The sequence below is a fragment of the Mycobacterium sp. NGS18 genome (assembly GCF_059813185.1).
The window spans coordinates 19,305-44,197 of record NZ_JCALEC010000003.1 but is presented as its reverse complement, the minus strand read 5'-3'; the positions used below and the strand labels follow the sequence as shown (position 1 = coordinate 44,197).

At 66.9% G+C, this 24,893-nt stretch carries 24 protein-coding genes and 1 pseudogene; 15 read left to right on the top strand and 10 right to left on the bottom strand.

Annotated elements, in window-relative coordinates; translation table 11 throughout:
- Positions 1-15: 15 nt before the first annotated feature.
- From AC5Y31_RS06570 to AC5Y31_RS06560, 3 genes are read right to left on the bottom strand one after another with little or no spacing between them, the layout of a single operon-like run.
- A complete protein-coding gene (locus AC5Y31_RS06570) occupies positions 16-408 on the bottom strand; it encodes a Rieske (2Fe-2S) protein (RefSeq protein WP_065026350.1) in 393 nt (130 codons plus the stop codon).
- Positions 409-1,551, bottom strand: coding sequence for an amidohydrolase family protein (locus AC5Y31_RS06565; RefSeq protein ID WP_499979083.1), 1,143 nt, complete (start codon positions 1,549-1,551; stop codon positions 409-411).
- Between the two features lie 27 nt (positions 1,552-1,578).
- On the bottom strand, positions 1,579-2,676 hold the full coding sequence (locus AC5Y31_RS06560) for an amidohydrolase family protein (protein ID WP_499979082.1): 1,098 nt from the start codon (positions 2,674-2,676) through the stop codon (positions 1,579-1,581).
- Between the two features lie 267 nt (positions 2,677-2,943).
- Between AC5Y31_RS06560 and AC5Y31_RS06555 the strand changes: the two genes are divergently transcribed.
- Positions 2,944-3,957, top strand: a complete 1,014-nt coding sequence (locus AC5Y31_RS06555) for an acyl-CoA dehydrogenase family protein (protein ID WP_301633536.1) — start codon at positions 2,944-2,946, stop codon at positions 3,955-3,957.
- Positions 3,941-5,116, top strand: coding sequence for an acyl-CoA dehydrogenase family protein (locus tag AC5Y31_RS06550; protein WP_499979078.1), 1,176 nt, complete (start codon positions 3,941-3,943; stop codon positions 5,114-5,116). Before AC5Y31_RS06555 ends, AC5Y31_RS06550 begins: the two co-directional genes overlap by 17 nt.
- A 96-nt stretch (positions 5,117-5,212) precedes the next feature.
- On the opposite strand, the gene AC5Y31_RS06545 is transcribed toward AC5Y31_RS06550, so the two are convergent.
- The 4 genes and pseudogenes from AC5Y31_RS06545 to AC5Y31_RS06530 all read right to left on the bottom strand — a co-directional run bounded on the left by AC5Y31_RS06545 (position 5,213) and on the right by AC5Y31_RS06530 (position 8,445).
- A complete protein-coding gene (locus AC5Y31_RS06545) occupies positions 5,213-6,553 on the bottom strand; it encodes a cytochrome P450 (RefSeq protein ID WP_499979076.1) in 1,341 nt (446 codons plus the stop codon).
- Positions 6,554-6,615: 62 nt separating this feature from the next.
- Positions 6,616-6,801, bottom strand: a pseudogene (locus tag AC5Y31_RS06540) (ferredoxin); the annotation flags it as partial.
- 40 nt (positions 6,802-6,841) lie between these two features.
- Positions 6,842-7,702: a mycofactocin-coupled SDR family oxidoreductase gene (locus tag AC5Y31_RS06535; RefSeq protein WP_499979074.1), complete on the bottom strand. Its 861-nt coding sequence runs from the start codon at positions 7,700-7,702 to the stop codon at positions 6,842-6,844.
- Positions 7,703-7,743: 41 nt separating this feature from the next.
- The gene (locus tag AC5Y31_RS06530; RefSeq protein WP_499979072.1) at positions 7,744-8,445 is read right to left on the bottom strand and encodes an SDR family NAD(P)-dependent oxidoreductase; all 702 of its coding nucleotides are present in this window, start codon (positions 8,443-8,445) and stop codon (positions 7,744-7,746) included.
- A 236-nt stretch (positions 8,446-8,681) separates the two neighbouring features.
- Here AC5Y31_RS06530 and AC5Y31_RS06525 point away from each other — a divergent pair, with 236 nt between their 5' ends.
- The 13 genes from AC5Y31_RS06525 to AC5Y31_RS06465 are packed head-to-tail and all read left to right on the top strand — an operon-like array spanning position 8,682 to position 22,935.
- Positions 8,682-10,196, top strand: coding sequence for an aldehyde dehydrogenase family protein (locus AC5Y31_RS06525; protein ID WP_499979067.1), 1,515 nt, complete (start codon positions 8,682-8,684; stop codon positions 10,194-10,196).
- On the top strand, positions 10,193-11,398 hold the full coding sequence (locus AC5Y31_RS06520; RefSeq protein WP_499979065.1) for a CaiB/BaiF CoA transferase family protein: 1,206 nt from the start codon (positions 10,193-10,195) through the stop codon (positions 11,396-11,398). Before AC5Y31_RS06525 ends, AC5Y31_RS06520 begins: the two co-directional genes overlap by 4 nt.
- A 16-nt stretch (positions 11,399-11,414) precedes the next feature.
- A complete protein-coding gene (locus tag AC5Y31_RS06515; protein WP_499979062.1) occupies positions 11,415-12,674 on the top strand; it encodes a Zn-ribbon domain-containing OB-fold protein in 1,260 nt (419 codons plus the stop codon).
- Entirely contained in the window at positions 12,662-13,834 is a 1,173-nt protein-coding gene (locus AC5Y31_RS06510) for a thiolase C-terminal domain-containing protein (protein WP_499979061.1), read from the top strand. The genes AC5Y31_RS06515 and AC5Y31_RS06510 overlap by 13 nt, the downstream gene beginning before the upstream one ends.
- A gap of 21 nt (positions 13,835-13,855) precedes the next feature.
- Positions 13,856-15,157 (top strand): MCE family protein, encoded by a 1,302-nt coding sequence (locus AC5Y31_RS06505; protein ID WP_499979060.1) that lies wholly within the window; start codon positions 13,856-13,858, stop codon positions 15,155-15,157.
- A complete protein-coding gene (locus AC5Y31_RS06500) occupies positions 15,154-16,182 on the top strand; it encodes an MCE family protein (protein ID WP_065026332.1) in 1,029 nt (342 codons plus the stop codon). The genes AC5Y31_RS06505 and AC5Y31_RS06500 overlap by 4 nt, the downstream gene beginning before the upstream one ends.
- Positions 16,183-16,228: 46 nt before the next feature.
- The gene (locus AC5Y31_RS06495; protein ID WP_499979058.1) at positions 16,229-17,323 is read left to right on the top strand and encodes an MCE family protein; all 1,095 of its coding nucleotides are present in this window, start codon (positions 16,229-16,231) and stop codon (positions 17,321-17,323) included.
- Entirely contained in the window at positions 17,320-18,774 is a 1,455-nt protein-coding gene (locus AC5Y31_RS06490; RefSeq protein ID WP_499979057.1) for an MCE family protein, read from the top strand. The genes AC5Y31_RS06495 and AC5Y31_RS06490 overlap by 4 nt, the downstream gene beginning before the upstream one ends.
- Positions 18,771-19,934, top strand: coding sequence for an MCE family protein (locus AC5Y31_RS06485; RefSeq protein WP_499979056.1), 1,164 nt, complete (start codon positions 18,771-18,773; stop codon positions 19,932-19,934). Before AC5Y31_RS06490 ends, AC5Y31_RS06485 begins: the two co-directional genes overlap by 4 nt.
- On the top strand, positions 19,935-21,479 hold the full coding sequence (locus AC5Y31_RS06480; protein ID WP_499979054.1) for an MCE family protein: 1,545 nt from the start codon (positions 19,935-19,937) through the stop codon (positions 21,477-21,479). It begins immediately after the preceding gene.
- Between the two features lie 17 nt (positions 21,480-21,496).
- Positions 21,497-22,003, top strand: a complete 507-nt coding sequence (locus AC5Y31_RS06475; protein WP_499979053.1) for an Rv2253/PknI dimerization domain-containing protein — start codon at positions 21,497-21,499, stop codon at positions 22,001-22,003.
- Between the two features lie 15 nt (positions 22,004-22,018).
- On the top strand, positions 22,019-22,438 hold the full coding sequence (locus tag AC5Y31_RS06470) for a hypothetical protein (RefSeq protein ID WP_499979051.1): 420 nt from the start codon (positions 22,019-22,021) through the stop codon (positions 22,436-22,438).
- Between the two features lie 38 nt (positions 22,439-22,476).
- Entirely contained in the window at positions 22,477-22,935 is a 459-nt protein-coding gene (locus tag AC5Y31_RS06465; protein WP_499979050.1) for a hypothetical protein, read from the top strand.
- A gap of 4 nt (positions 22,936-22,939) precedes the next feature.
- On the opposite strand, the gene AC5Y31_RS06460 is transcribed toward AC5Y31_RS06465, so the two are convergent.
- From AC5Y31_RS06460 to AC5Y31_RS06450, 3 genes are read right to left on the bottom strand one after another with little or no spacing between them, the layout of a single operon-like run.
- Positions 22,940-23,539 (bottom strand): twin-arginine translocation pathway signal, encoded by a 600-nt coding sequence (locus AC5Y31_RS06460; protein WP_499979049.1) that lies wholly within the window; start codon positions 23,537-23,539, stop codon positions 22,940-22,942.
- The gene (locus AC5Y31_RS06455; protein ID WP_499979048.1) at positions 23,536-24,336 is read right to left on the bottom strand and encodes an Rv1363c family protein; all 801 of its coding nucleotides are present in this window, start codon (positions 24,334-24,336) and stop codon (positions 23,536-23,538) included. Before AC5Y31_RS06455 ends, AC5Y31_RS06460 begins: the two co-directional genes overlap by 4 nt.
- A 51-nt stretch (positions 24,337-24,387) precedes the next feature.
- Entirely contained in the window at positions 24,388-24,822 is a 435-nt protein-coding gene (locus tag AC5Y31_RS06450; protein WP_499979047.1) for an Rv2576c family protein, read from the bottom strand.
- Positions 24,823-24,893: the final 71 nt, after the last annotated feature.

Genomic DNA, 24,893 nt, shown 5'->3' with positions numbered 1-24,893 from the left:
GAAAACTCCTGTGTGCTAGGCCTGGACCAGGACATCGTCGCCGACGACCCGCACCGGGTAGGTTCGGATGCTCCACTCGGGTTTGACCGCGGTGGTGCCGGTGGCCAGTTCGAAACCCCACTGATGCCAAGGGCAGTAGATGTATTCCAAGTCCCGGACCGTAGCGGCGTCTCCCGGCGCGGTCTCATCGACGACGGTGCGGCCGCGCAGCCGCCCGGCGCACAGCGGCCCGCCCTGATGCGGACAGAAGTTCGCGATCGCGTAGAACGTCCCGTTGATGTTGTACACGCCCACGCCGTGATGCCCGATCGGCACGAGTTTATGGGTGCCGGGCGGGATTTCGTCGACAGTGGCAACGATGTGCTCGCGGCCCTGGGCCAGCCGGGGCCGCTGGTCGTCGTGGCTCATTCAGAACACCCGTACCTGACCCTCGAGGGCCGGGACCGTGTCGGGAAGGTGGTAGGTCTTCAAGCCGTTTTTGAACATCACCGCTTCGCGGGCCGCCTTGGGCAGGTGCTTGACGAGCCAGCGCGGGTCGTCGAACGTCCAATGCGGGTAGTCGGAGGAGTACAGCAGAATCTTCTCGCACTCCATCCACTCGAAAGCGCGCATCAGCTCGGTCTTGTCCTCCGGGTAGTCCAGCGGCTGGGTGGTGAATTTGATGTGGTCCTTGATGTATTCGCTGGGTTTGCGTTTGATGTCCAGCCACGACTTGCGCGCCTCGTAGATGGCGTCCATGCGCCACATCAGCGGCAGGATCCAGGTGAAGGCGTGTTCGACGAGCACGATGCGCAAGGTCGGGAACCGGTCGAAGACGCCGTCGAACACCAGACTCATCACCTGGTTCGCCGCGAGCAGCGAGTAGGTGACCATGAAGTCGTGGTTGTAGCTGGGCATCCCCACCGGCGGCATCGGCAGCTCTTCGTGGTGGCTGCGGGACAGGTGACAGCTGACGGTGATGTCGTGTTTGGTGGCCGCGGTCCAGATCGGGTCGTATTTGGGATCGCCCCACGACGGCCGCGGCTCGGCCTTGATCAGGACCTGCGCCATGTAGGGGTGGCCGGCCCACTTCTGGATCTCGGCGGCCGCGGCGGACGGGTCCTCGATCGCGACGCAGATCGACCCGCGCCACCGCTGGTGCCAGTTGTTGTGGCTGTCCAGCCAGTGGTTGGCCTGCCAGTCGTTGAGCGCACACGACATCGCGTGCTGGGCTTCGGGGATCCGCGCCGGGTAGGCGGCGGGCTCCAGGATCGCGAAGTCGGAGCCCGCCTCCATGATCAGTTGTTTGAACGCCAACTCCGGGCTGCTGCCGGGGAACTCACCGTCGGCCGGGAACGCGTCGACGCGCATCGCGAACGCGTGCGCGTAGTCGGGGGCGTCGTAGTAGATCTGTTCGCCGATCCGGCGGGTCAGAAAGTACTTGCTACGCCACGGCTCGGGAATGTATGGGGTCAGCTCGCCGCGCCGCGGTACCGGATGGACGTCGGAGTCCACGCATCGCACGGCGACACGCTCGGCCGCCGGCTTGCGCTCTGTGGCTGTCACGGTCATGGTGCTCTCCCTTGATCCAGCTGTTCTCTAGTGTGCGCCCGCGGCGGCCGGAACGGCCGGGATTTCTATGCCGTAAAGCCGGCTGGCATTGCGCCAGCACAGCTTGTCGCGTTGTTCGGCGCTGAACGAGCTCGGCACCGCCAGTTCATTGCGCTGCCAGTGCGGATAGCTCGACCCGTACATCACCATGTCGTCCTTGCCGGTGAAGCCGAACCATTCCCCGGCGAACTCGGTGTCCCCGGGACCGTCCATGGCGCCTTGGACGAAGTAGACATGCTCGGGCAGGTAGTCGCTGGGCATCTCGGGCGCCCACGGCGTCTGCTCCAGGTGTGGCCTGCCGAAGGTGTCCATCCGCCAGATGAACGGGGTCAGCAGATCCGCGCCGCCGTCGGCCCAGACGAACTTCAGCGCCGGCATCCGCTCGAACACGCCCTCGGCGATCATGTTCATCAGGTGATACAGGTAGTTGCACGCCATGAATCCGACGTACTGCTCGTAGGTGCGGGTGCCCCCCGACGGCGTCGGCGAGGCGGCGATGCCCGAGCCGACCTCGATGTGCGCGGCCACCGGCAGGCCCGCGTCGATCGCCGCCTCCCACAAGGGCCAGAACTGCGGCTTGCCGAACAGCTCGCGGGATTGCAACGGAACGCCGATCTGCACCACCCGCGGGTGGTCCTTCCACCGGTCGATCTCCTTCAGCGCTCCGGCGATGTCGTCGGGGTTGACCCGGATCGTGCCGCGGAAGCGCTCGCCGTGCTCGGGGTGGTCCAGCCAGCGCGACACCAGGATCTCGTTGTGCGCCGCGGCGATCGCCGACCCGAGGTGCCGATCGGGCATGCTCCCGCGCGTCATCGGGTGCAGCACCGCCACGTCAACACCGCGCTCGGCGAACAGATGCTGGGCCACCACGTCGGGGTCCGAGCCCGGGTACTGGCCGTTGGCGCCCTCGGTGCCGGGGGCATACTCGCCGCCCGGCGCCCCATACCAGTCCATCTCGTAGTCGGGGAAGCCGCGGCTGCGGTAGGGCTCCCGCAGGTAGCTGCGCAGGTCGGAGTTGGACGCCGCGAAGATGTGCACGCTGGCGTCGATGACGGGCGTCCCGGTGCCGTCCGGGTGTTCGATCATCAACTCCGCCCTTCATTCGCCGGACCCCGCGCCCGCCACGGAGCGCGCTGTGGGGAGTCACCACGAGCCGGACTCCATTGTATAGCTGTATTCTTTGCTTGCAAGAACTGGATTCTCATCCATGGGGTGACCGGCCGCTGCAGGCAGGGGGCGCAGTGACCGCTGCCAGCCCGCGATACGGTGTGGCAGCACGGTATCTCAGATTGAGATCGTTACATTCGCTAACGAGAATGTTATTCTCGACGGGCGCGTGGAGGAGGTGACGCAATGCTGTTGGAGTTCGATGCGGATCAGCGACTGTGGCAGGGCACAGTGCGCGACGTGGTGGGCAAGCAGTGCTCGCCCTCGCTGGTGCGCGGTGTGGCCGAGGCCGAGGGCGGCGCGGATGATGCGATCGACTCGTTGTGGAAGGTCTACGTCGATCTTGGCTGGACCGAGTTGCACGAGCCGGAGACGGCGGTAGAGCTGGCGATCGTCCTCGAAGAACTGGGCCGCGCCACCGACCCCACACCGTTCCTGGCGACCATGACCCAGTTCGCCCCCCTGGTCGGTGAGCACCATCGCGGCGACGGTTCGGCCGGCGCGGCGGTGTACCGCGGCGTGAGCGCCTACCGCAACGCCGCCGGCTGGGTGCTGGACGGAACCGCGCTGAACGTGCTCGATGGTGATCGGGCCGAACGGCTGGCGGTGGTCGCCGATGCCGGGGTGTTTCTGGTCGACGCCGCCGCGGTGACGACGCGGACGGCCTCGGTGTTCGACCCGACGCTGCACGTGGCCGACGTGTCGTTCAGCGGAGTCGAGGTGCCTGACACCGCGCGGATGCGCGTCGACGTTGAGCGGGCCCGCCATGTCGCGCTCACCGGGATGGCGATGACGATGGTCGGCGCCTGCCAGCGGATCCTCGATCTGGCACTCGAGCACGTACGCGGCCGCCAGCAGTTCGGGGTGCCGATCGGCTCGTTCCAGGCGGTCCAGCACAAGGCGGCCGACATGCACGTGGCGATCGAACGTGCCCGGGCGCTGGCGTATTTCGCGGCACTGACGATCGCGGCCGACGACCCCCGGCGGCGGATGGCGTCGGCGATGGCGAAGGCGGCGGCCGGAGAATGTCAGTCGGTCGTCTTCCGGCACGGACTGCAGCTGTTCGGCGCGATGGGCTTCACCTGGGAGAACGACCTGCAGTTCGCGCTCAAGCGGGCCAAAGCCGGTGAGCTGATGCTCGGTGGTGCCGCAGAGCACCGCGCGGCCATCGCAGAGGAGTACCTTGCAGCTCACGTTTGATCCCGAGGTCGAGGAGTTCCGTGCCGAGTTCGCGGCCTTCCTCGACGCCAATCTGCCGGCCGAGGCCGACACGTTGGAGCGGCCGCGGTCGGTGTCGCACATGCCGGAGTGGGCGCGCCGCTGGCAGCGGTTGCTGTTCGACAACGGCTGGCTGCTGCCCGGCAACCCGCCGGAGTTCGGCGGCCGCAACGCCACCCTGCTGCAGCAGTTCGTCCACGCCGACGAACTGTGTCGGCGCCGGATTTATCACAGCTTCAATCCACAGGGTGTGAATATCATTGCGGCGTCGTTGCTTTCGTTCGGCAGCGATGAGCAGAAGCGGCGCTGGGCGGTGCCGATTCTGCGTGCCGAGATCACCGCGTCGCTGGGGATGAGCGAGCCGAGCGCCGGCTCGGACCTGGCGTCGCTGCGGACCAGGGCGGACCGCGACGGTGAGGATTTCATCGTCAACGGCCAGAAGGTGTGGACCTCGGGTGCTCACGACGCCGATGTGCTGCTGACGTTCGTGCGCACCGATCCCGATGCACCCAAGCACAAGGGCATCAGCGTCTTGTTGATCCCCACCGACACCCCGGGCGTGGTGTGCCGCCCGTTCCCCACCATCTGCGGGATCGACGACAAAGACTTCAACGAGGTGTTCTTCACCGATGTGCGGGTGCCGGGGGAGAACCTCGTCGGCCCGCTCAACGGCGGTTGGCGGGTGGCCAACGGATCCCTCGGACACGAACGCACCATGATGTGGCTGGGTTTCGCCGACCGGCTCGACAATGTGATCGCCGATTTTCGCCCCGACGGTGCGTTGGCACGCGACCAGTTTGCCACGGCCGTCATGGATTACCAGGCGCTGCGCCTGCTCGGCTCCCGGGCGCTGGCCCGGGCCGCCCGCGGCGAGGAGGATGTGCCCGCCCTGTCGGTGCTCAAGCTGCTCGGCTCCGAAGCCGAGATGTACGCCACCGGCTACGCACTGGACGCCGCGGGGTCATCGGGTCTGATCCATCCGGCCAACTCCGGGCCGTATGCGCCGATGAACCTCGACAGCTACTTCGCCAGTTGGTTCGAACGGCACGCCCGCAGCTTCTCGGGCACCATCGCCGGCGGCACCTCGGAGATCCACCGCAACATCGTCGCCCAGCAGGTGTTGGGCCTGCCCCGCGGTTGACGCGCCAACCACCGGCCCAACCGCCGCGAGCAGTCGCGAAAGCCCCCATTCCAGGCGGGAATTGGGGGCTTTTGCGACTGCTCGCGCAGGGGGACCTCAGTCGATAACGACAGACTCCTTGCGCTCGGTGATCGGCAGGGCGCACTGCTGCTCGTCGCAGATCCGCTGCAGCTTCTCCAAGGTCTCATCCAGCCCCGGGCCGATCCGCTTCCCGGGCGTGAATGTGGCCGGCAGATGCCTCATGCCCTGGATGACACCGATGGTGTCGTAGTGCACCGCGCCATCGGGATCACAGCGGTAGTCCGGCATCCGGTCGAGCACCGCGAGCATCATCGACTTGTACACGGCACGCGCGACGTGTGAGCCGATGCAGCGGTGCACACCGAGTCCGAAGCTGAAATGCCGGTTGCCTTTCCGGTCCATGATGAGGCGGTTGGGTTCTTCGAACACCGACGGGTCGCGGTTTGCCATCGCCCAGGACAGCCACAGCCGCTCGCCCTCCTTGACCTGTACCCCGGCCACTTCGACGTCCTCGGAGAAGGTGCGTCCGTCACCCGGGGCCGGCGTGAAGTAGCGCAGGAACTCCTCTGTGGCGTGATTGAACAGCTTCTCGCGCTCCCGGCTGAGGCGCTCCCGTTCATCCGGATGCTCGGCCAGCCACTCCAGGCTGTGAGCGGTCAGCGCGGTGGTGGTATCGAAGCCTCCACCGATCACTACACCCACCATCGAGAGTCCGTCGAGGTCGGGAATCGGTTCACCGTTGCGCTTGGCCTGGGCGAGGGCGTTGACGATTCCGGGCCGCGGATTCTGTTTGACCTCAAAGTAGTTGGTGGCCAGATCCAAGCCCATCTGCCGGTGCATCTCGGCCACGCGCACCGAGTCCGGGTCGTTCTCGGGGGTGTACACCGCGGCGTGCACCGGTTCGCAGTAGATCGTCCAATTCTTGAGCGGGATGCCGAGGATCGCCAGGGTGAAGACGGCCGGCACGACGTTGGCCAGGTCGTCGACGAAGTCGATGTGACCGTCCTCGATCTTCTCGTTGATTGCGGCACGGGTGATCTCGTCGATGAGGGGAATCCACCGTTTGATGGCGGCCGGCGACATGTACGGGTTCAGCAGGTCGCGGTAGAACTGCTGCTCCTCGCCGTCCATCTCGAGCACGCCACCCCGGTTCTGGGCCCGCTTTGCGGGCGGGATGGAGATGCCCTTGTACCCGCGACGCTCATTGTTGATGTCGTGGTCGTTGGAGACGTGTGGGCACCGGGCCAGTTCGAAGACTTCCGCGGCACCGGCGGCCACCCAGTGACCGTCGTACGTGTCGCTCCAAGCCATCGGGCACTTGGAATGCATCTCGTCGGTGATGTCAAGGAATCGGTCACGATATTCCGGCGCGTGGCGATCGAAATGGTAGTGCCGCTGCGTCTTCTGCTCGTTCACTGCGTGGTCCAATCTGGCTGACCTGCACCGGTCGCGACCTGACCGGTGGAGTCCTTCCCGTCTACGAAAATCGCACGCTCCGGGCAAGACCGCATGGCTTCGATCACCACGTCCTCCTGCCCGGTCACGACGTCCTCACTGACCGCCGTGGAGTGACCGTCGATGTCGTCGAGGTCGAAGGAATCCGGAGCGATCATCTTGCACAGGCCGTGGCCCTGACAGCGATCCGGGTCAACCCAAACTTTCATGCTGCTCCTATCGAACGTGCCGAATTGCGCCGCGCCGCAATCAGACGTGGTAGTCGTACCACTTGAGGTATCCGCCCGCGTCGACCCGCAACTGCATTCCGGTGACGTAGCGGGCCTCGTCGGAGGCGAGCCAGAGCACCGCGTTGGAGATGTCCTCGGGTTCGATGAAGGGCACCTTCATCGCCTGCTGCACATAGAACACCGGTTCGGCGTCCGCACGGGTCGGGTGCTCCAGGTCCGGGCGGAAGGACCGGTACATCGGCTCACTCTGCAACATGTCGGTGTTGCAGTTGGTCGGGTGGATGACGTTGGCGCGGATGCCGCGCACCGCCAGCTCGGTGGCCAGATCGTGAACATACTGGGCCATCAGGCGTTTGGAGGTCATGTAAGCCATGCCGCCCGGGTCGTTACCGGGATTGGCCTTCTGGTGGGCGTCCATCAACGCCGCCGCCGAGGAGGTGGCGATGATCGACGCGCCCTCGCCCAGATGCGGCAGTGCGACCTGGATGCCGTTGATGGTGCCGACCAGGTTGGTGTTGATGACGTCGATCCACGCCTGCAGCGGCGGGTTTCCCTTCATGCCGGCCACACCGGCCTGCGCGACGACGATGTCGAGCTTGCCGAACTCGGCGATCCCGGCGTCCAGCGCGGTCTTCAGCGCCGCCGCGTCGCGCACATCGGCCTGCGCGGTGATGATGCCGCGCCCGGTCTTCTCCACCAGCTTGGCGGTTTCTTCGAGGTCTTCGGGCCGTGCCATCGGATAGCCGATCGTCTCGATGTCCTGGCACAGGTCGACCGCGATGATGTCGGCGCCCTCCTCGGCCAGCCGCAGCGCGTGGCTGCGGCCCTGCCCGCGGGCGGCCCCCGTGATGAATGCGACCTTTCCGGCAACGCGTCCCACAGCTGTTCCTTTCGTTATCGAATGCCTCGGTCCGGCGAATGTCAGGTGTTGCGACCGCCGTTGACGCCCAGAATCTGCCCGGTGATGTAGCCGGCCTCCTCGGAGATCAGGAAGGCGCATGCTGCGGCGATGTCTTCGGGTCTGCCCATCCGGCGCACGGGGGTCTTGGCGATGTTGTCGTCGATGTCGCCGAGGAATCCGTGGTCTGCGGCGTTGCGCAGCATCGGGGTGTCGATGAAGCCGGGCGGCACGGCGTTGACCGTGATGCCGCTCGGCCCGTATTCCAGAGCCAGGGTCTTGGTGAGTCCGTTCACCGCGGATTTGGCCGCAACATAGTGCGCCATATACGGGGTACCGGAGTGGGTGCTCGACGAGGAGATGTTGACGATGCGCCCCCAGCCGGCCTCGACCATGTCGGGCAGCACCGCCTGGACGGTGTGGAAGACACCGTTGAGGTTGATGTCGATGATCTGCTGCCAGTCCTCGAAACTGATGTGGCTGAACTTCTTGAAGCCGTCCTTGCCGGCGGCGTTGACGAGGATGGTGACCGGACCCAGCTGTTGGCGGATCTGCGTCAAGGCGGCGTCGATCTGTCCGCGGTCGGTGACGTCGGCGGCGAACGCCAGGTCCTGCTCGCCCGGTTTGAGGTCGATGATCGCCACCCGGTGGCCGGCGGTCCGCAGGCGGGTTACCACCGCCGCGCCGATGCCTGAGGCGCCCCCGGTTACCACAGCCGTTCTCACGAGGTCCGTCTCGCCCACAAAGAATCCCCTTTCCAAGGTGTGAGAATCGTACTCTCGTCCAACTGTTTCTGGCAAGGCTCGGACGAACCGGCTCCCAGCAGGGAGGATGCCGAATCGCTGCGCTGACGTGTCGGCCGCCGGGGCTGCTGACGGGATTCCGACTGCGCTTGAGTTCTCCCTGACGAGATGTATGATTCGCCGCACATGAGAATGTAGTTACCCGGCGGGAGGCTTGCATGGGTTCGCAGGAAACGGCAGGGACCATCACCGGTGACCCCGGCGTTGCGCAGGCCACCGAGCAGGTGGCCGCCCGGCAACTGCTGATCGACGGCAAGCTGGTGGGCGCGGACCGGACGTATCCGTCGCTCAACCCGGCTACCGGAGAAGTCCTGGGCTACGCGCCCGAGGCCGGCGTCGAGCAGGCCACCGCAGCCGTCGCGGCGGCGCGGCGGGCCTTCGACACCGGCGACTGGGCCACCAACACCGAACTGCGGATCCGTTGCCTGGACCAGCTGCATCGGGCTCTGGTCGAGCACCGCGACGAACTCGCCGCGCTCACCATCGCCGAGGTCGGAGCCACTGCGGCGCTGACCCAGGGCGCTCAGCTGGATCAGCCGATCGCGATCGTGCGCTACTACGCCGATCTGCTCCGCGACTATCCGATGACCGAAGACCTCGGCAACGTCGAGAGTCGCGGGATGCTGCACCACCGCTGGGTGGAGAAAGAAGCCGCCGGCGTCGTCGCCGCAATCATCGCCTACAACTACCCCAACCAGCTGGCGCTGGCGAAGCTGGCCCCCGCCCTGGCCGCCGGTTGCAGCCTGGTGCTCAAGGCCGCCCCCGACACCCCGTTGGTGACGTTGGCGCTCGGGGAGCTCATCGCCAACCACACCGACATCCCGGCCGGCGTCGTCAATGTGCTCAGCTCGTCAGACGCGCAGGTCGGCGCGGTGCTGACCACCGACCCCGACGTCGACATGGTCACCTTCACCGGATCCACCCCGACCGGGCGGGCGATTATGGCCGCCGCCAGCGAGACGCTCAAGCGGGTCTTCCTCGAACTCGGCGGCAAGTCCGCGGCGATCGTGCTCGACGACGCCGACTTCAACATGGCCGCGGTCTTCGCCTCGTTCTCGATGGTCACGCACGCCGGCCAGGGCTGTGCCCTGACGTCGCGGCTGCTGGTGCCCAACAGCCATCACGACGAGATCGTCGAGTTGATCAAGACCAACTTCTCCCACGTGCGCTACGGCGACCCGACGAATCCGAAGACCTACATGGGTCCGCTGATCAGTGCCAAGCAGCGCGACAAGGTCGACGGCATGGTGCAGCGCGCGGTCGCCGCGGGAGCCACCTTGGTGACCGGCGGCGAAAAGGTCGACCCCGGCTTCTTCTACACCCCGACGCTGCTCACAGGAGTCGATCCGGACAGCGAGATCGCCCAGGAAGAAGTCTTCGGGCCGGTGCTGGCGGTGATCGGTTACGACGACGACGACGATGCGGTGCGGATCGCCAACAACTCGATCTACGGGCTGTCCGGCGCCGTCTTCGGCAGCCATGATCGGGCGGTGGCGCTGGCCCGGCGGATCCGCACCGGGACGTTCTCCATAAACGGCGGCAACTACTTCAGTCCCGACGCCCCCTTCGGTGGATACAAGCAGTCCGGCATCGGCCGCGAGATGGGCGTCGCCGGTTTGGAGGAATTCCTGGAGAGCAAGACCTTCGCCGCGCCCGTAGGAGCCGCCGAATGAGGCCGCTGGAGGGCATCCGGGTGCTCGAGGTCGCGATGTACGGCTTCGTTCCGTCGGCCGGTGCGGTGCTGGCCGAATGGGGTGCCGAGGTCATCAAGGTCGAGCACGCGGTCACCGGGGATCCGCAGCGCGGGTTGCGTCAGACCGGCATGCTGCGCGTCGAGGGCGACCCCAACCCGAACATCGAGCACGCCAACCGCGGCAAGCGCAGCATCGGCCTGGACGTGTCGATACCGCAAGGCCGCGAAGTGTTGCTCGAATTGGCAAAGCGGGCAGACGTTTTCCTGACCAGTTTTCTGCCCGGCCACCGCAAGAAGTTCGCCATGGACGTCGAAGACATCCGTGCGGTCAACCCGAAGATCATCTACGCCCGCGGCAGCGCGCTGGGCCCCCGCGGCATCGAATCGGAAAAAGGCGGCTACGACATGACCGCCTTCTGGTGTCGCGCCGGTACCGCGGCCACCATCACCCCGCCCGGCATCGAGGGCATGATCGCACCGCCGGGGCCCGCCTACGGCGACACCATCTCCGGCACCAACCTGGCCGGCGGTATCGCGGCGGCACTGTTCAAGCGTGAGCGCACCGGTGAGCCCTCGGTCGTCGACGTCTCACTGCTGGGCAGCGGCCTGTGGGCGATGGGCCACACCGTCGCCTTGACCAGTCATCTGAACGAGCGTCTGGTCCAACAGCCGCCCGGTGTCCACGGCTCGCCGATCAACCCGCTGGTCGGGGTCTACGCGACCGCCGACGAGCGCTACATCTCGTTTGTCATGATGCAGCCCACCAAGTTCTGGGCCGACGTGTGCAGGCACATGGAACTCGACGCCTACATCGACGATCCGCGGTTCGCCACCGCGCAGTCGTTTACCGAGCACACCCCGGCGGCCGTGGAGATCCTGCGCGAGGCGATGGCCAAGCGGACGCTGCCCGAGTGGAGCGAGCGCTTCGCCACCCTGGCCGGCCCGTGGGCGCCGGTCCAGGACACCCTGCAGGCCGCCCAGGACGCGCAGATCCGCGCCAACGACTACATCGTGCAGGCCGGCGAGCTCGAGTTGGTCGCCAACCCGGTCCAATTCGACGTCACCGCCGCGGAAACCGGCCCGGCCCCCGGCTTCGCCGAGCAGACCGACGAGATCCTGACCGACCTAGGGCTGGACTGGGACCGCATCATCGAGCTGAAGACCGTCGGCGCGGTCACCTGAGAAGTCTGGGATCGCGATGCCGTACGTAGCTTCGATTGGCACCTACCTGCCGTGCTGGGGAACCCCCCTACGGCGGCTGGCCGGTGACGACGAGGACGCCATCACTTTGGCTGTCGAGGCCGGCCGCGCCGCGCTGGCCGCCGGCGGTGCGGTGGAACGGCTCGTGGTCGTGAGCCGCGATCTTCCGCTGACCGAGAGCAGCAACGCCGCGGTGCTGCTGGCGGGGTTGGGTCTGGATCCGGAACTGGAAGTGGTCGAACGACTCGGTGGTGCGCCCGCCGCACTCGACGCGTTGAGCTCGGCGCGGCCGCGGACCCTGGTCATCGGTGTCGATGTCGCCCCGGCCGGCGGTTCAGCGAGGCTCGACGGAGGAGAGGCGAAGCTGGGACCGCCGTATGGGAGCGGCGCCGTGGCGGTCCTGACCGCCGACGACGGCCTACGCATCCGCACCGCGGCCCGGATCGCGCGCAGCCTGCCGGTGCGTACCCGCAATGCGGTCGGGGTGGTGCACGACTATGGCGACCCGCGGCTGCTGCACGAGCGCGGGGTGGTGACATCGCTGGCCCAGGCCTGGGCCGACACCCCGGTGATGCTGGCCGGGGTCGAGCACGAGCGCGCGGTCGCCTTGTGCAGCGGCGAGCCGACGCCGCTGCCGACGACCGGCGCCAGCTCCGGGCTGTTCGCGTTGGCGGTGCTGGCCGAGACTCAGACCGAGGGCCCGCTGGTCGCCGTCGAGCAGGCCAACCTGTCCGGCATCAATGTGTCCGGCGGTGAGGTCGCGGTGCACCGTCGCGAACCGGTGGCCCGGCCGCTGCCGCCGAGCGTGCTGACGCCGGGCGCCGACCTGCCGATCTCGCTGGCCGCCTACGAGCGCGCTTTCGAGGCCAAGGTGCGCTGGGAGGCGGGTAAGCACTCCGACAGCAACGAACTCGACTTCCCGCCGCGTTACCGGGTCGGCGACGACAGCACGCTGAGCACCGACTACGAGCTGGTGGAACTACCGCGCACCGGCACGGTCTACACCGAGGTCAGCGTGCACCTGCCGGTGCCCGGCCTGCGGACGCCCTACTCGCTGGTGATCGTCGAACTCGACGACGTTGCGGTCCGGGCGCTGGTGAAAGTGACCGGAGCCCCGGCCGGCAGTGCCTGGATCGGCGACCGCGGCCGGCTGGTGTTGCGCCGGATCGCGGTGCGCTCCGGGGTGCCCGACTACGGCTACGCCTTCGAACCCTTCGACCCGGCGGATCAACCCGAGGCGGTCGCATGCGGCGCGTAGGAATCGTCGGCGCCGGGATGACGCCGTTCCGGGAGCATTTCGCGCTGGGCATCAAGGACCTGTTGCCGATGGCCTTCGCCGAGTGCGCCGCCAGCGTCGACAAGGGACTGACCAAGACCGATGTGCAGGCGGCCTGGTTCGGGGCGCTGGGCACCACCGACGGGTTCCCGTCCGGGATCCTGGCCGACACCCTCGGGCTGCCGGACCTGCCGGTGACCCGGGTGGAGAATTCCTGCGCCACCGGCAACGACGCGGTCCGCAATGCACTGTTCGCGGTCGCCTCCGGGGCGGTGGACGTCGCCCTGGTCATCGGCGCGGACAAGCTGCGTGAGATCGCCACCAAGGACATGCTGTGGGCCTGGGAGGGCGCGGTGCGCGACATGGCGTGGGATTACCCGCTGGGCCTGGTCGCTCCCGCCGGTTTCGCCCTGCATCTGCAGCGTTACCTGCACGAATCGCCCGCCACCCGGGAACATCTGGCGATGGTGGCGGTGAAGAACCACCGGCACGGCGTGGCCAACCCCAAGGCCCGGCTGCGCTTCGAGATCACGCTGGAACAAGCCCTCGAGGCGCCCACGGTGGTGTCGCCGTTCGGTGTCTATGACTGCGCGCCGCAGAGCGACGGCGCCGCGGCGCTGCTGCTGGCGGCCGAGGACGTGGTCGACCGCTTCACCGATCGGCCGGTGTGGGTCCGCGGGGTCGGCTTGGGGCTGGACTCGGTGATGCATCAGCACAAGCGCGACATGACCACGTTTCCGGCGACGGTGCGCGCCGCCAAGCGGGCGTTCGCCATGGCCGGATTGACGCCGGCTGACATCGACGTCGCGGAGGTGCACGACTATTTCACCGGGGTGGAGCTGATCAGCTACGAAGATCTCGGCTTCGCTGACCGGTTCGAGGCCCACAAGCTGCTGGAAACTGAGGCGACCAGCGTCGGGGGAGCGCTGCCGGTGAACCCCAGCGGAGGCTTGAAGTGCAAAGGCCACCCGCCGGGTGCCACCGGTGTGGGACAGTGCGTAGAACTCTTCGAGCAGTTGCGCGGTACAGCGGTCAATCAAGTCGATGGCGCCCGGATTGGCTTGGCGCACAACCTTGGGGGGCCGACTGCGGTATCGGCGGTCACCATCGTGGAAAGGGGCGGCGGCGATGGATCACGCTGACGTCGCGGTGGCGGCGGCCTAATGGTTCTCGGGGCGACCGCAGATCCACCGATGGACCGGGAATCCGACGAAGGGATTCACCGGGGCTCCGCCGCGGGACGACATCGGCCCGGCTCGCCGCGAGGGAAACAGCCGGCCTACCTACGGCCACTGATCGGGCTGGTGACCATCGTGACGATCGCGGCTGTCGTCGGGCTGGCGATCGGCTTGTTCCGGGGCAGCTTCACCCGCACGGTCCCGGTCAGCGTGGTGTCGCAGCGGGCCGGGCTGGTGATGTATCCCGACGCCAAGGTCAAGCTGCGCGGGGTTCAGGTGGGCAAAGTCGGGGCCATCGATCCTCGACCGGACGGCACCGCGGTGCTGCGGCTGGAGATGCAACCCGACCAACTGCGGTTGATTCCGGCGAACGTCACCGCCCGGATCGCCTCCACGACGGTCTTCGGGGCCAAGTCCGTCGAGTTGGTGGCCCCGCCGGATCCGGAGGCCACGCGGCTGCATGCCGGTCAGGTGCTGGCGGGCGAACACGTCACCGTCGAAATCAATACGGTGTTCCAGCAGCTCGTCCGGGTATTGGACAAGATCGACCCGAAGAAGCTGAACGAAACGCTGAGCGCGGTCTCGACGGCCTTCAACGGTCGCGGGCAGAAGATCGGGCAGGCGCTCACCGACTTCGACAAGCTGCTGGCCGAGATCGAGCCCAGCCTGAACACGCTCGAACACGAGGCCGCCACGATGCCGCCGGTGTTCCGGTCTTACGCCGACGCGGCACCGGACCTCACCACTGCGCTCAACGCCACCAGCACCATGAGCGACAGCATCGTGGCTGAGCGCAACAGTCTGGACACCTTCCTGCTCAGTGCCATCGGTCTGGCCGATACCGGCAACGAGGTGCTGGGCGACAACCGCCAGGCCTTGACCGACCTGACGCACGTGCTGGAGCCGACTGCTGCGCTGCTGGACAAATATCACGAGGAACTCGGCTGTTCGATCGGCGGCTTGGTGCCCTTCGCCAATTCGCCGCCGTTCAACGTCCCCGGCATCATCATCACCGCCAGCTTCACGTTGGCCAAGGAACGCTACCGCTACCCCGACCACCTACCGAAGGTGGCGGCCCGCTCCGACCGCTCCTACTGCACGGAACTGGGCCTGCCCGACGTGCCGCCGGAATACCGGGTGCCCGCGCTGATCGCCGACACCGGAGCCAACCCGTATGAATACGGCAACCAAGGCATCCTGCTCAACTCCGATGGCCTCAAGCAGGCGCTGTTCGGACCGATCGGCGGGCCGCCGCGCAACAGCGCCCAGGTGGGGATGCCGGGATGACACGCTCTTTGGGACCCCTGGTCAAGTTCGGCATCTACGCCGCGGTGATGGTGCTGGCGACGATATTTCTGTTCGCGATCTTCGCCGAGGTCCGCACCGGTCCGACCGTGGGCTACCAGGCGGTGTTCTCCGACGCCTCCCGGCTGAAATCCGGGGACAGCGTGCGAGTGGCCGGCGTGCGCGTCGGCACGGTGGGGGGCGTGTCTCTACGCAAAGACGGCACGGTGCTGGTGAAATTTCAGGCCGACCGCAACATTTCGCTCACCACCGGGACGCAGGCCTCGGTGCGCTACTTGAATCTGGTCGGCGACCGCTACCTGGAACTGACGGACGGACCGGGCTCGACCCGGCTGTTGCCGGCCGGCTCGGAGATCCCCCTGGAACGGACCGCACCCGCACTGGATCTGGACCTGCTGCTCAACGGCCTCAAGCCGGTGATCCGCGGACTGAATCCGCAGGACGTCAACTCGCTCACCGCCTCGCTGATCCAGATCATGCAGGGCCAAGGCGGCACCATCGAATCACTGATGTCTCGGACGTCGTCGTTCTCAAGCTCGCTGGCCGACAACAACCAGGTGATCGAGTCCCTGATCGACCAACTGCGCACCACGCTGGCCACCTTGTCCAACGGCGACAAGCGGTTTTCCGGGGCGATCGATCGACTCAACAAACTGGTCGCCGGCTTGGCCGCCGACCGCGACCCGATCGGGACCGCGGTGACGGCCTTGGACCGCGGCACCGCATCGCTGGCCGATCTGCTCGGCAACGCGCGGGATCCGTTGACCAACACCATCACTCAGGTCGATCGGTTGACCACCGCCATCAACGCGGACCTGGCCGGCCTGGACATGTCGTTGCAGAAGGCGCCGGAGAACTACCGCAAGGCCATCCGCCTCGGCGCCTACGGCGGGTTCATCCAGTACTACCTCTGCGCTGTGCAGATCCGGGTCAGCGATACCCAGGGCCGTACGGCGGTGTTCCCCTGGATCAAAGCGGAGGAGGGCCGATGCAGCGACACCGACTGAGCAGCGTGTTGCCCGGTGCCGCGCCGGTACGGCGGGGGGCGCGCTGATGCTGAAATACCGCGGCAGCCAGCTGAGCAGGATGGGCCTGATCGGCATTGTGGTCGTAGCCTTCGTCGTCGCGATCGGGCTGCAGCCTGAGCAACTGATCCAGTGGGCTACCTGCGTGCGTTACCAGGCCCGGTTCGCCGAAGCCGGTGGCCTGAGCACTGGTGCCGACGTCACGCTGTCGGGGATCAAGGTCGGCTCGGTCACCGATGTCGCACTCGACAACGGCGACGCCCTGGTGACGTTCACCCTGGCCGGCAAATACCCGTTGGGCTCGCAGACCACCGCGCACATCCGCACCGGGTCGTTGCTCGGCGAGCGGGTGCTGACCGTGGAGCCGGAGGGCAGCGGCAAGCTGCGCCCGCTCGAGGTCATCCCGCTCACCCGTACGTCGTCGCCGTACTCATTGGTCGACGTCGTCGGCGAACTGACCTCCAATACCGCCGGCACCGACACCGAGTCGCTGAACCGGTCGTTGGACACCCTCTCGGACACCATCGACCAGATCGCTCCGCAGCTCGGGCCGACGTTCGACGGTCTGAGCAGACTGTCCCGCGCGGTGAACAGCCGCAACGAGGGCCTTGCCGGCCTGCTGAAGTCGGCCGCCGAGCTCACCGGTGTGCTCTCTGAACGCAGCCAGCAGATCAACTCGCTGATCCTGGACGCCGACAGTCTCGTCGATGTGCTCAACACCCGACGGCAGGCGATCGTCAACCTGCTGGTCAGCACGTCGGCGGTGTCGCGCCAGCTGTCCGAACTCGTCGCCCAGAACAACGAACAGCTCAAACCGACGCTGGCGAAGATCATCGAACTGAACAAGATCCTGGAGAAGAACCGGGACAACCTCGCCAAAGCGCTGCCAGGCCTGGCGAAATACGAACTCACCCAAGGCGAGACGGTGTCCAACGGGGCCTACTACAGCGCCTATGTGCCGAACCTGTTCCTGCCGCAGCTGCTCCAGCCGTTCCTCGATTACATCTTCGGCTTCCGGCGCGGCGTCGACGCCGGACAGCCGCCGGACAATGCCGGGCCGCGTGCCGAACTGCCGTTCCCGGTCAACGGGATTCCGCAACCAGGAGACCTGCCGCCCCGATGAAGACTCGTAAACCACTGCGAATCGCGGCGGTCGCCCTGGCGGCGCTGCTGCTACTGGCGGGCGCGGGCATCCTGGTTCGCCAGACCATCCTGAAACCGACCCGGATCACCGCGTACTTCTCCACCGCGACCGCCATCTATCCCGGTGACGAGGTCCGGGTCGCCGGGGTGAAGGTCGGCACTATCGACCGCATCGAACCGCAGGGTACGCAGGCCAAGATCACCCTGCGCGTCGACCGCAAGGTGCCGATCCCGGCCGCGGCCAAAGCGGTCATCGTCGCGCCCAACCTGGTGGCGGCCCGGTTCGTCCAACTGACCCCCGCCTACCACCGCGGCGACGGGCCGAGGATGGCTGACGGCGCGGTGATCCCGCGCGAGCACACCGCGGTCCCGGTCGAGTGGGATGAGGTCAAGACCCAGTTGAACCGGCTTGCCGCGGAACTGGGTCCGCGCAGCGGTGTTTCGGGAACGTCGGCGTCGCGCTTCATCGACAGCGCGGCCAATGCGATGGACGGCAACGGCGCCAAGCTGCGCGAGACGTTGGCGCAACTGTCCGGCGTGGCCCGGATCTTCGCCGAGGGCAGCGGCAACATCGTCGACATCATCTCGGGCCTCCAGACGTTCGTGACGGCGCTACGTGACAGCGATCAGCAGATCGTGGTGTTCGAGTCGCGGCTCGCCACGTTGACGAGCGTGGTCAACGACAGCCGATCCAACTTGGATGCCGCTCTGACCGACTTCGCCGGCGCGATCGACACGGTGCGGGATTTCGTGGCGGGGAGCCGCGCTGAAACCGCCGAGGCGTTGCAGGGCGTGGCCAATGTCAGTCAGACGCTGGTCGATTCGAAGAATGCGCTCCGCAATATTCTGCATATCACCCCGAACGCGATCGCCAACACGCTCAACATGTACAACGTGACCAGCGGGACCCCGGTGGGTTCGTTCGCCTTCGCCAACTTCAGCAACCCGGTTCAGGCGATCTGCACGATGACCGGCGCGGTCGGCAACGTGACGTCGACGGAGACCGGCAAGCTGTGCGAGGGGTACCTCGGGCCGGCCATGCGGCTGCTGAATTTCAACGGGCTCCCGTTGCCGATGTCGCCGTATCTGACCAAGGCGGCCAGCCCGGAGAAGTTGATCTACACCGACCCGGCGTTGATGCCGCACGCCGAGCACCCGGGGAACTTGCCGGAACAGGAGCCGTCGATCTCGGCCTACACCGGGCTGCGCGGCGACGTCCCGCCGCCGCCGGGGTGGACGGATCCGTTGCAACCGCGCGGTTCCCTTGCGCCCGACGGGCTGCCCGCTGCGGCGACGCCGCCACTGAACCCCGGAGTGCCGCTGCCGAGCCCGACCACCTTCGACGGGATGCTGCTGCCGGGCGGTCCGCCGCCAGGGCCGCCGCCCGGCTTGCCCGGTCCGTTGCCCGCGGAAGGGGGGGCCACGCCATGATCGGTCTTCGTTCCCTGCGGCGCAGCGCGGCGGTCGTGGCTTTGGTCGCCGTCACCACGACCGGCTGCGCCTTCGGCGGGCTGAACTCGGTGGCGCTGCCCGGTGTTCAGGGCCGCGGTTCCGGGGCGCAGCATTTCACCGTTCAGCTGGCCAATGTCGGGACACTGGAATCCAATTCGCCGGTGCTGCTCTCCGACGTGGTGATCGGGAGCGTCGGCAAGATGACGGTCAGCAACTGGCATGCCAACGTCGACATCGCGGTCAACCCCGGCGTCGAGGTCCCGGCTAATGCAGTCGCGACGGTCGGGCAGACCAGCCTGCTCGGTTCGATGCATCTGGCGCTCAATTCGCCGATCGGACAGCAGCCGACGGGGCGGCTGAGGTCGGGAGCCACCATCCCGTTGAGCGACTCGTCGACCTATCCGTCCACCGAGCAGACCCTGTCGTCGCTGGCGGTAATCGTCAACGGGGGCGGGCTCGGCCAGATCGGTGACATCATCCACAACTTCAGCGCGTCTATGGCGGGACGGGAAGCCGACATTCGCGACCTGATCGTCCGGCTGGACAACTTCACCGGGGCGCTGGACCGGCAGCGGAACAACATTGTCGAGGCCATCGGTGAGATGAACCGGACGGCCACGACTTTCGCCGGACAGCGCGACACCATCCACCGTGCGCTGGACAAGATCCCTCCGGCCATCGACGTCTTGATCAAGGAGCGTCCCAAGTTCGTCACCGCGATGACCAAGCTGGGCCAGTTCGGCGACCTGTCGGCGGGCCTGGTCAACGACTCCGGGCACCAACTGGTCTCCGACCTCATCCACATCGAACCGGCGTTGCGTTCGTTGGCCGATATCGGTCCGGAACTCAACTCGGCGGTGGCCTACGCCTCGGCCTTCCCCTACGGACCCAATGCGATCGAGCGCGCCGTGCGGGGCGACTTCCTGAACCTGTTCGCCGTCTTCGACCTCACCAAGCCGCGACTCAAGCGCGCCATGTTCGCCGGCACGCAGTGGGGCGATGAAGACGCGAAACTCGTTCCGGCGCCCGGTGACCCGTGGTACTTGAACTATTCCTACGACCCGCTGCAAGAACCGATTCTGCGGTCGTCGAGCCAAGGCTTACCGCCGGGGGCGCTCGGGTCGGAAGGCGGTGGCTAGATGCTGACACGCTTTGTGCGGATTCAGCTGATCCTGTTCCTGGTGGCCTCGGTGATCGGCGTCGGGGCCATGATCTTCGGCTACATGCAGGTGCCGACGCTGCTCGGGATCGGCCGGGTCACGGTCAAGCTGGACCTGCCCGAGACCGGCGGGCTCTACCGATTCTCCAACGTCACCTACAACGGCGTGCAGATCGGCACAGTCACCGACGTCGCGCTGACCGGCAACGGTGTACGTGCCACGCTGTCCCTGGATCGATCGCCGAAAATCCCCGCCGACCTGGTGGCCTCGGTTCGCAGCGTGTCGGCGATCGGCGAGCAGTATGTCGACCTGCTGCCGCGCAGCGATGACGGCCCCTACCTGCAGAACGGTTCGGTGATCGCGGCGTCCAACACCCAAGTGCCCCAACAGGTCGGGCCGATGCTCGATCAGGTCAGTGCCCTGGTCGACAGTATCCCCAAGGACCGGCTCAGTGGCCTGCTCGACGAGACCTTCCAAGCCTTCGACGGCGCCGGCTATGACTTCCAATCACTGCTGGATTCGGCGACCACCATCAGCGGTGACGCCAACCGGGTCTCGGACAAGGTACGCAGGCTGGTCGATGACGCTGCGCCATTGCTGGACTCCCAGGAGCGAAGCACCGACGCGATCCGGACCTGGGCGCGCAGCGTGGCCGGGATCTCCGAACAGGTCGCCGTTAACGACCCGCAGTTGCGCGCCATCCTGCAGCGCGGCCCCGGATTCGCCGATGAAGTGTCCGGCCTGATGAAGGATCTCAAGCCCACCCTGCCGATTCTGCTGGCGAACCTGAACACCCTCGGACAAGTGCTGATGGTCTACAACCCGTCGCTGGAACAGATGATGGTGCTGCTGCCCGGATACATTGCGGCCCAGCAATCGTTCGGTCTGCCCAAGAACAACCCGACCGGTCTGCCGCAGGGCGACTTCACCCTGACCTTTGGTGACCCCAACCCGTGCACCGTCGGGTTCCTGCCGCCGTCGTCCTGGCGTTCGCCGGCCGACACCACCACGATCGACACCCCCGACGGCCTGTACTGCAAACTGCCGCAAGACTCACCGGTATCGGTGCGCGGCGCCCGCAACTTCCCATGTATCGAGCATCCGGGCAAGCGCGCGCCTACCGTCGAACTCTGCGACGACCCGAAGGGGTTCGTGCCGATCGCGATGCGTCAGCACCTCACCGGCCCCGGACCGTTCGACCCGAACCTGGTCAAGCAAGGCATCCCGGTCGATGACCGGGTCGATTTCAACGACCGGATCTTCGCCCCGACCGGAGGCACCCCGCTGCCGCCGTGGGCCACCCCGTCGGGGACATCGCCGGATTCCCCGCGGCCCGAGGTTCCGGCGCCGCCGCCGCCGTTCGCCGGGCACGACGGGAGTGCTGAACAGAGGCCACCGGTGGCGGTGTTGCCCTATGACCCGAACACGGGCAAGTACATGACACCCGACGGGCGCTACGAGCAGCAGACGAACCTGATGCCCGGTTCCGGACCCAAGTCGTGGACCGACCTGATGCCGTCCTAGCCGAAGGAGGACATAACATGCAGGTACGCGAATTAGCCGCCGCGACAGCGGCGTTCGGGCTTGTTGCCGGGATGGCCCCGGTGCCGCCGGCGCAGGCTGCGCTGGGCTTCGAGCTCAACGGCCCCTACCGAGTCGTCTCGAAGGGGGACTGGGCCAAGACCAACGAGGTCTTCATGGACGAGGTCACCGTCTCCTCGGTGTGGACGTTCAGTTCCAGTTGCGAGAACGCGCACGTCTGTACCGGCCAGGTGAGCAGCGATCAGGGCTGGTCCGCGCCGCTGGAATTCCGCACCTCGCGGTGGATCGTCGACCGCTTCCACGAGAACTGGCAGACCTGCCCGGACGGCACCACCTCGCCGGGCCGGCAGCGCTACCAGTTCCAGGGCAGCGACCTCAACGGCCAGTACGACAAACGCAACATCGATCTGCTTGTCGGCTACGACAGAACGATCGGCGTCTCGGGGGCATGTGGACGCAACCAGCCCACGGTGATCTTGATGCCGCTGAGCGTGCAGCGGCTCTAGGCGGAAGGAGAAGCCATGCAGACCACCCACGTGATGAAATCGCTTGCCGCGGCGGTACTTGCCGCCGGGATAGTCGCCGCCGTGACGCCCGCGGCGCCGTCGGTTGCCGACCCGTATGTGCCGATGTGCGACGTCCCGGCGTGCACACCCGGAATCGCGCCGAATGTCGTGCTGGGTGCGCCGTGCTCCAACACGACTTACTTCGTCTTCGGGTCCGCTGTTGCCGGGCCTTCGACCCTGCCGGGCAGGCTGGTGTACTGCGCGTCGCCGCGCCGCTACGAGCCGCGCTGGTTCCGCTCTCCGGAGATGCACGGCGTCAAGGAGGAGAACAGCAAGTGCGACGAGTACTCCGGCGAGGTGGCGCAGGCACCCGACGGGCTGTTTTTGACCTGTGTCGCCGATGGCGAGTCGTTGTGGCGTCGCGGAGACCTGTAGCGGTACACCAGTCCAGGCAATTCGAGGGAGTTCGGCCCATGATGCGAACCACTGTCGGTGCAGCGCTCGGCGCGCTCGCGGTTGCCACGGCCCTGGCGCCGCCCGCCGCGGCCGACATGCGCTACGGCAACTATGACGTGCTGAGCAACCGGTGGACCGATGCCACCTGGGTGTGGGCGGCCTACCCGTGCGAGACGATGGGCAAATTCGATGACCTTCCGGCCGGGTGCGTTCAGATCAGCGCGATCGACCGGCCGCACTTCTTCGGCCGCGGATACTACGGCGGCACCGCCCGACTGGTGAACGGGCAGTACTCGTTCACCTCGGATTACCCCAACGGCCTGAACTGTCCGTTCGGGCCCTCGATGCCGACGCGCGACACCTACACCTGGGACGCGAACACGCTGGCCGGCGTCGTCGAATCACATTTCGACGTCGGCTGTATGAACGGTCCCGCCGGAGTGAACACCTGGACGTTCGCTCTGGTGCGGATGTAGTCGGTTACACCGGATCGAACGAGGAGATCAGCCACCGGTCGCCGTGCTTCTCCAAGCCGACCTTGACGCTGCTCATCGAGTAGGAGCCGTCGGGGTTCGTCTTGCTGATCGTCGTCTGGTTGAGATAGATCAGCACTTCGGCGGAGCCGGGACGCAACGACACGATGCCCTTGCGGACCACGGCGGCGATCGTCTGCACTTCCTTCTCTTTGACCGCCGGGGTGACGACCTTCTGGGTGAAATCGGTGTAATGCGAGAGGAAGTCACCGGTGAGGTGGCTCTCGGCGGCGGCGAAATCCTGCTCCATCGTCTTCGGGGCGTAGGTCAACACGGCGACCGCGCCGTCGGCGGCAGCGGCCATCACGGCTTGTTCGCCCGCGGGGCCGAGTTGTTGATCTGCCCGCAGCACACCGAAGTACAGCCAGCCGGCCAGCCCCGCCGACGCCAACAGCAGCCCGCCCAGCGCGGCAGCGATCCAGCGCGCCGTTGAGACGGTCGGGCCGGCTTGGGATTGCTCGGCCGGTGCCTCGTCGGCCACCTGTTCGGCAGGCTCCGCGGCATCGGCCGCATCGAGTGTCACGTCGTCTTCATCGGGTTCGCTCATGCCGCGAAGTCCACCTTCGACATCTTGACCTGGTCGCCTTCACGCGCCAGGTGCACGGTGAGGCGCCAGCTGCGCGGTTCCTCTTTCGCTCCGGCGGTGTTGGTGACCTTGGTGGTGGCCGCGACCAGCACCACCGCCTCGTTGTCCGACATCGACTCCACGCCCGCGACCGCCGTGTCGATAGTGGTGACGGTTTTGGACTCGCGGGCCACCTTGGCGAAGTCGCCGGCGTGGGCTTCGAAGTCCTTCTTGAACTCACCGGTCGAGTTGTCCAGGATCGCCTTGACGTCGTCGTCGACGGTCTCGTAGTTCAACGACATCAGCGTCACCACGCCCTGCCGCGCGGCCGCGGCGTACTCGCCCAGTTGATGCTGACGCTGTGCGACGTCGCGATGGTGGGACAGCATCAGCACATCAACGGCGAGGAACCCGCCGATGGCGAGCACGGCCAGCGTCGCCGCCACCCATCGCAGTCGTCTCCAGATGCTGACGAACTTGCGCGGCTGCTCAGCCGGTTCCTCGACGGCACCCTCGTCGGCGCCGGAAGCCTGCTCGGCAGCCTCGGACGCCTCGACGTCCGGTGCGGTTTCCAGCTCGGCCGTTCGGGTGGATCCCGGCTCGGGCCCCTGCTGCGCCTTGAGCAGCTCCGCGCGGGCGCGGGCCAACTCCGCTGCCGCCTCGGCGGCCTTCGCCTCGGCTTCCGCCAGCGTCAGCGCATCCTTCGAGGCGCCCTCGGCGGCATGCTTTCCGGCGTGCTTTCTGGGACCCCCCGGTTTCGCCGGATCACGCGACGGCATACGCCCTCCTGTCCGTTGTCCACCCAGGCCGAAACGGTAGCACCAGGGCTCTCACCAGGTGCGGAGCGAGCAGAGCGCCCCCTTGGTACCTGCGTCGGTGGCGACCACGACGTCGTCGATACGCAGTTCGCAGACAAACCCGGGCGAGGCCAACTCGGGATGCATGCCGGGCAGCGTGACTACCACCATCGCCCAGTCCTGTGGGTCGGCCAGGGTGGTCTCGAAGATCCAGGGCTGGTTCGGCCCGATGGTGACATCGGCACGCGGACTGTATTGGTAGGGGTTGTGGCTGTACTCGCCGAAGTTGGGCGGCTGGACCTCGCGGTAGTAGACGTACGCCTGCGCGGTTTGTGTCGCGCTGACCAGGTAGCGGACCCGGTGCGGCGCCGCATCATCGGCGCTCGCCGGCGTAGCGGCCGTCAGCGAGGCAGCGATCGCCACGCCCCCCGCCAGCAGCGGCGCGCCGAGATTCAACCGGGCTCTCACGGACTCCTCCACTGCTGGGCGCCAGCCGGAGCGGCACTGCCAAAGATTCGAATTCTTTGCGCGGAAGAATA

Coding starts and splice junctions, on each gene's coding strand:
- AC5Y31_RS06515 (WP_499979062.1), top strand. CDS start 11,415: ATGCCGTACGTAGCTTCGATTGGCACCTACCTGCCGTGCTGGGGAACC.
- AC5Y31_RS06455 (WP_499979048.1), bottom strand. CDS start 24,336: ATGCCGTCGCGTGATCCGGCGAAACCGGGGGGTCCCAGAAAGCACGCC.
- AC5Y31_RS06475 (WP_499979053.1), top strand. CDS start 21,497: ATGCAGGTACGCGAATTAGCCGCCGCGACAGCGGCGTTCGGGCTTGTT.
- AC5Y31_RS06495 (WP_499979058.1), top strand. CDS start 16,229: ATGCTGAAATACCGCGGCAGCCAGCTGAGCAGGATGGGCCTGATCGGC.
- AC5Y31_RS06570 (WP_065026350.1), bottom strand. CDS start 408: ATGAGCCACGACGACCAGCGGCCCCGGCTGGCCCAGGGCCGCGAGCAC.
- AC5Y31_RS06505 (WP_499979060.1), top strand. CDS start 13,856: ATGGTTCTCGGGGCGACCGCAGATCCACCGATGGACCGGGAATCCGAC.
- AC5Y31_RS06500 (WP_065026332.1), top strand. CDS start 15,154: ATGACACGCTCTTTGGGACCCCTGGTCAAGTTCGGCATCTACGCCGCG.
- AC5Y31_RS06520 (WP_499979065.1), top strand. CDS start 10,193: ATGAGGCCGCTGGAGGGCATCCGGGTGCTCGAGGTCGCGATGTACGGC.
- AC5Y31_RS06470 (WP_499979051.1), top strand. CDS start 22,019: ATGCAGACCACCCACGTGATGAAATCGCTTGCCGCGGCGGTACTTGCC.
- AC5Y31_RS06510 (WP_499979061.1), top strand. CDS start 12,662: ATGCGGCGCGTAGGAATCGTCGGCGCCGGGATGACGCCGTTCCGGGAG.
- AC5Y31_RS06560 (WP_499979082.1), bottom strand. CDS start 2,676: ATGATCGAACACCCGGACGGCACCGGGACGCCCGTCATCGACGCCAGC.
- AC5Y31_RS06485 (WP_499979056.1), top strand. CDS start 18,771: ATGATCGGTCTTCGTTCCCTGCGGCGCAGCGCGGCGGTCGTGGCTTTG.
- AC5Y31_RS06490 (WP_499979057.1), top strand. CDS start 17,320: ATGAAGACTCGTAAACCACTGCGAATCGCGGCGGTCGCCCTGGCGGCG.
- AC5Y31_RS06460 (WP_499979049.1), bottom strand. CDS start 23,539: ATGAGCGAACCCGATGAAGACGACGTGACACTCGATGCGGCCGATGCC.
- AC5Y31_RS06480 (WP_499979054.1), top strand. CDS start 19,935: ATGCTGACACGCTTTGTGCGGATTCAGCTGATCCTGTTCCTGGTGGCC.
- AC5Y31_RS06565 (WP_499979083.1), bottom strand. CDS start 1,551: ATGACCGTGACAGCCACAGAGCGCAAGCCGGCGGCCGAGCGTGTCGCC.
- AC5Y31_RS06555 (WP_301633536.1), top strand. CDS start 2,944: ATGCTGTTGGAGTTCGATGCGGATCAGCGACTGTGGCAGGGCACAGTG.
- AC5Y31_RS06525 (WP_499979067.1), top strand. CDS start 8,682: ATGGGTTCGCAGGAAACGGCAGGGACCATCACCGGTGACCCCGGCGTT.
- AC5Y31_RS06465 (WP_499979050.1), top strand. CDS start 22,477: ATGATGCGAACCACTGTCGGTGCAGCGCTCGGCGCGCTCGCGGTTGCC.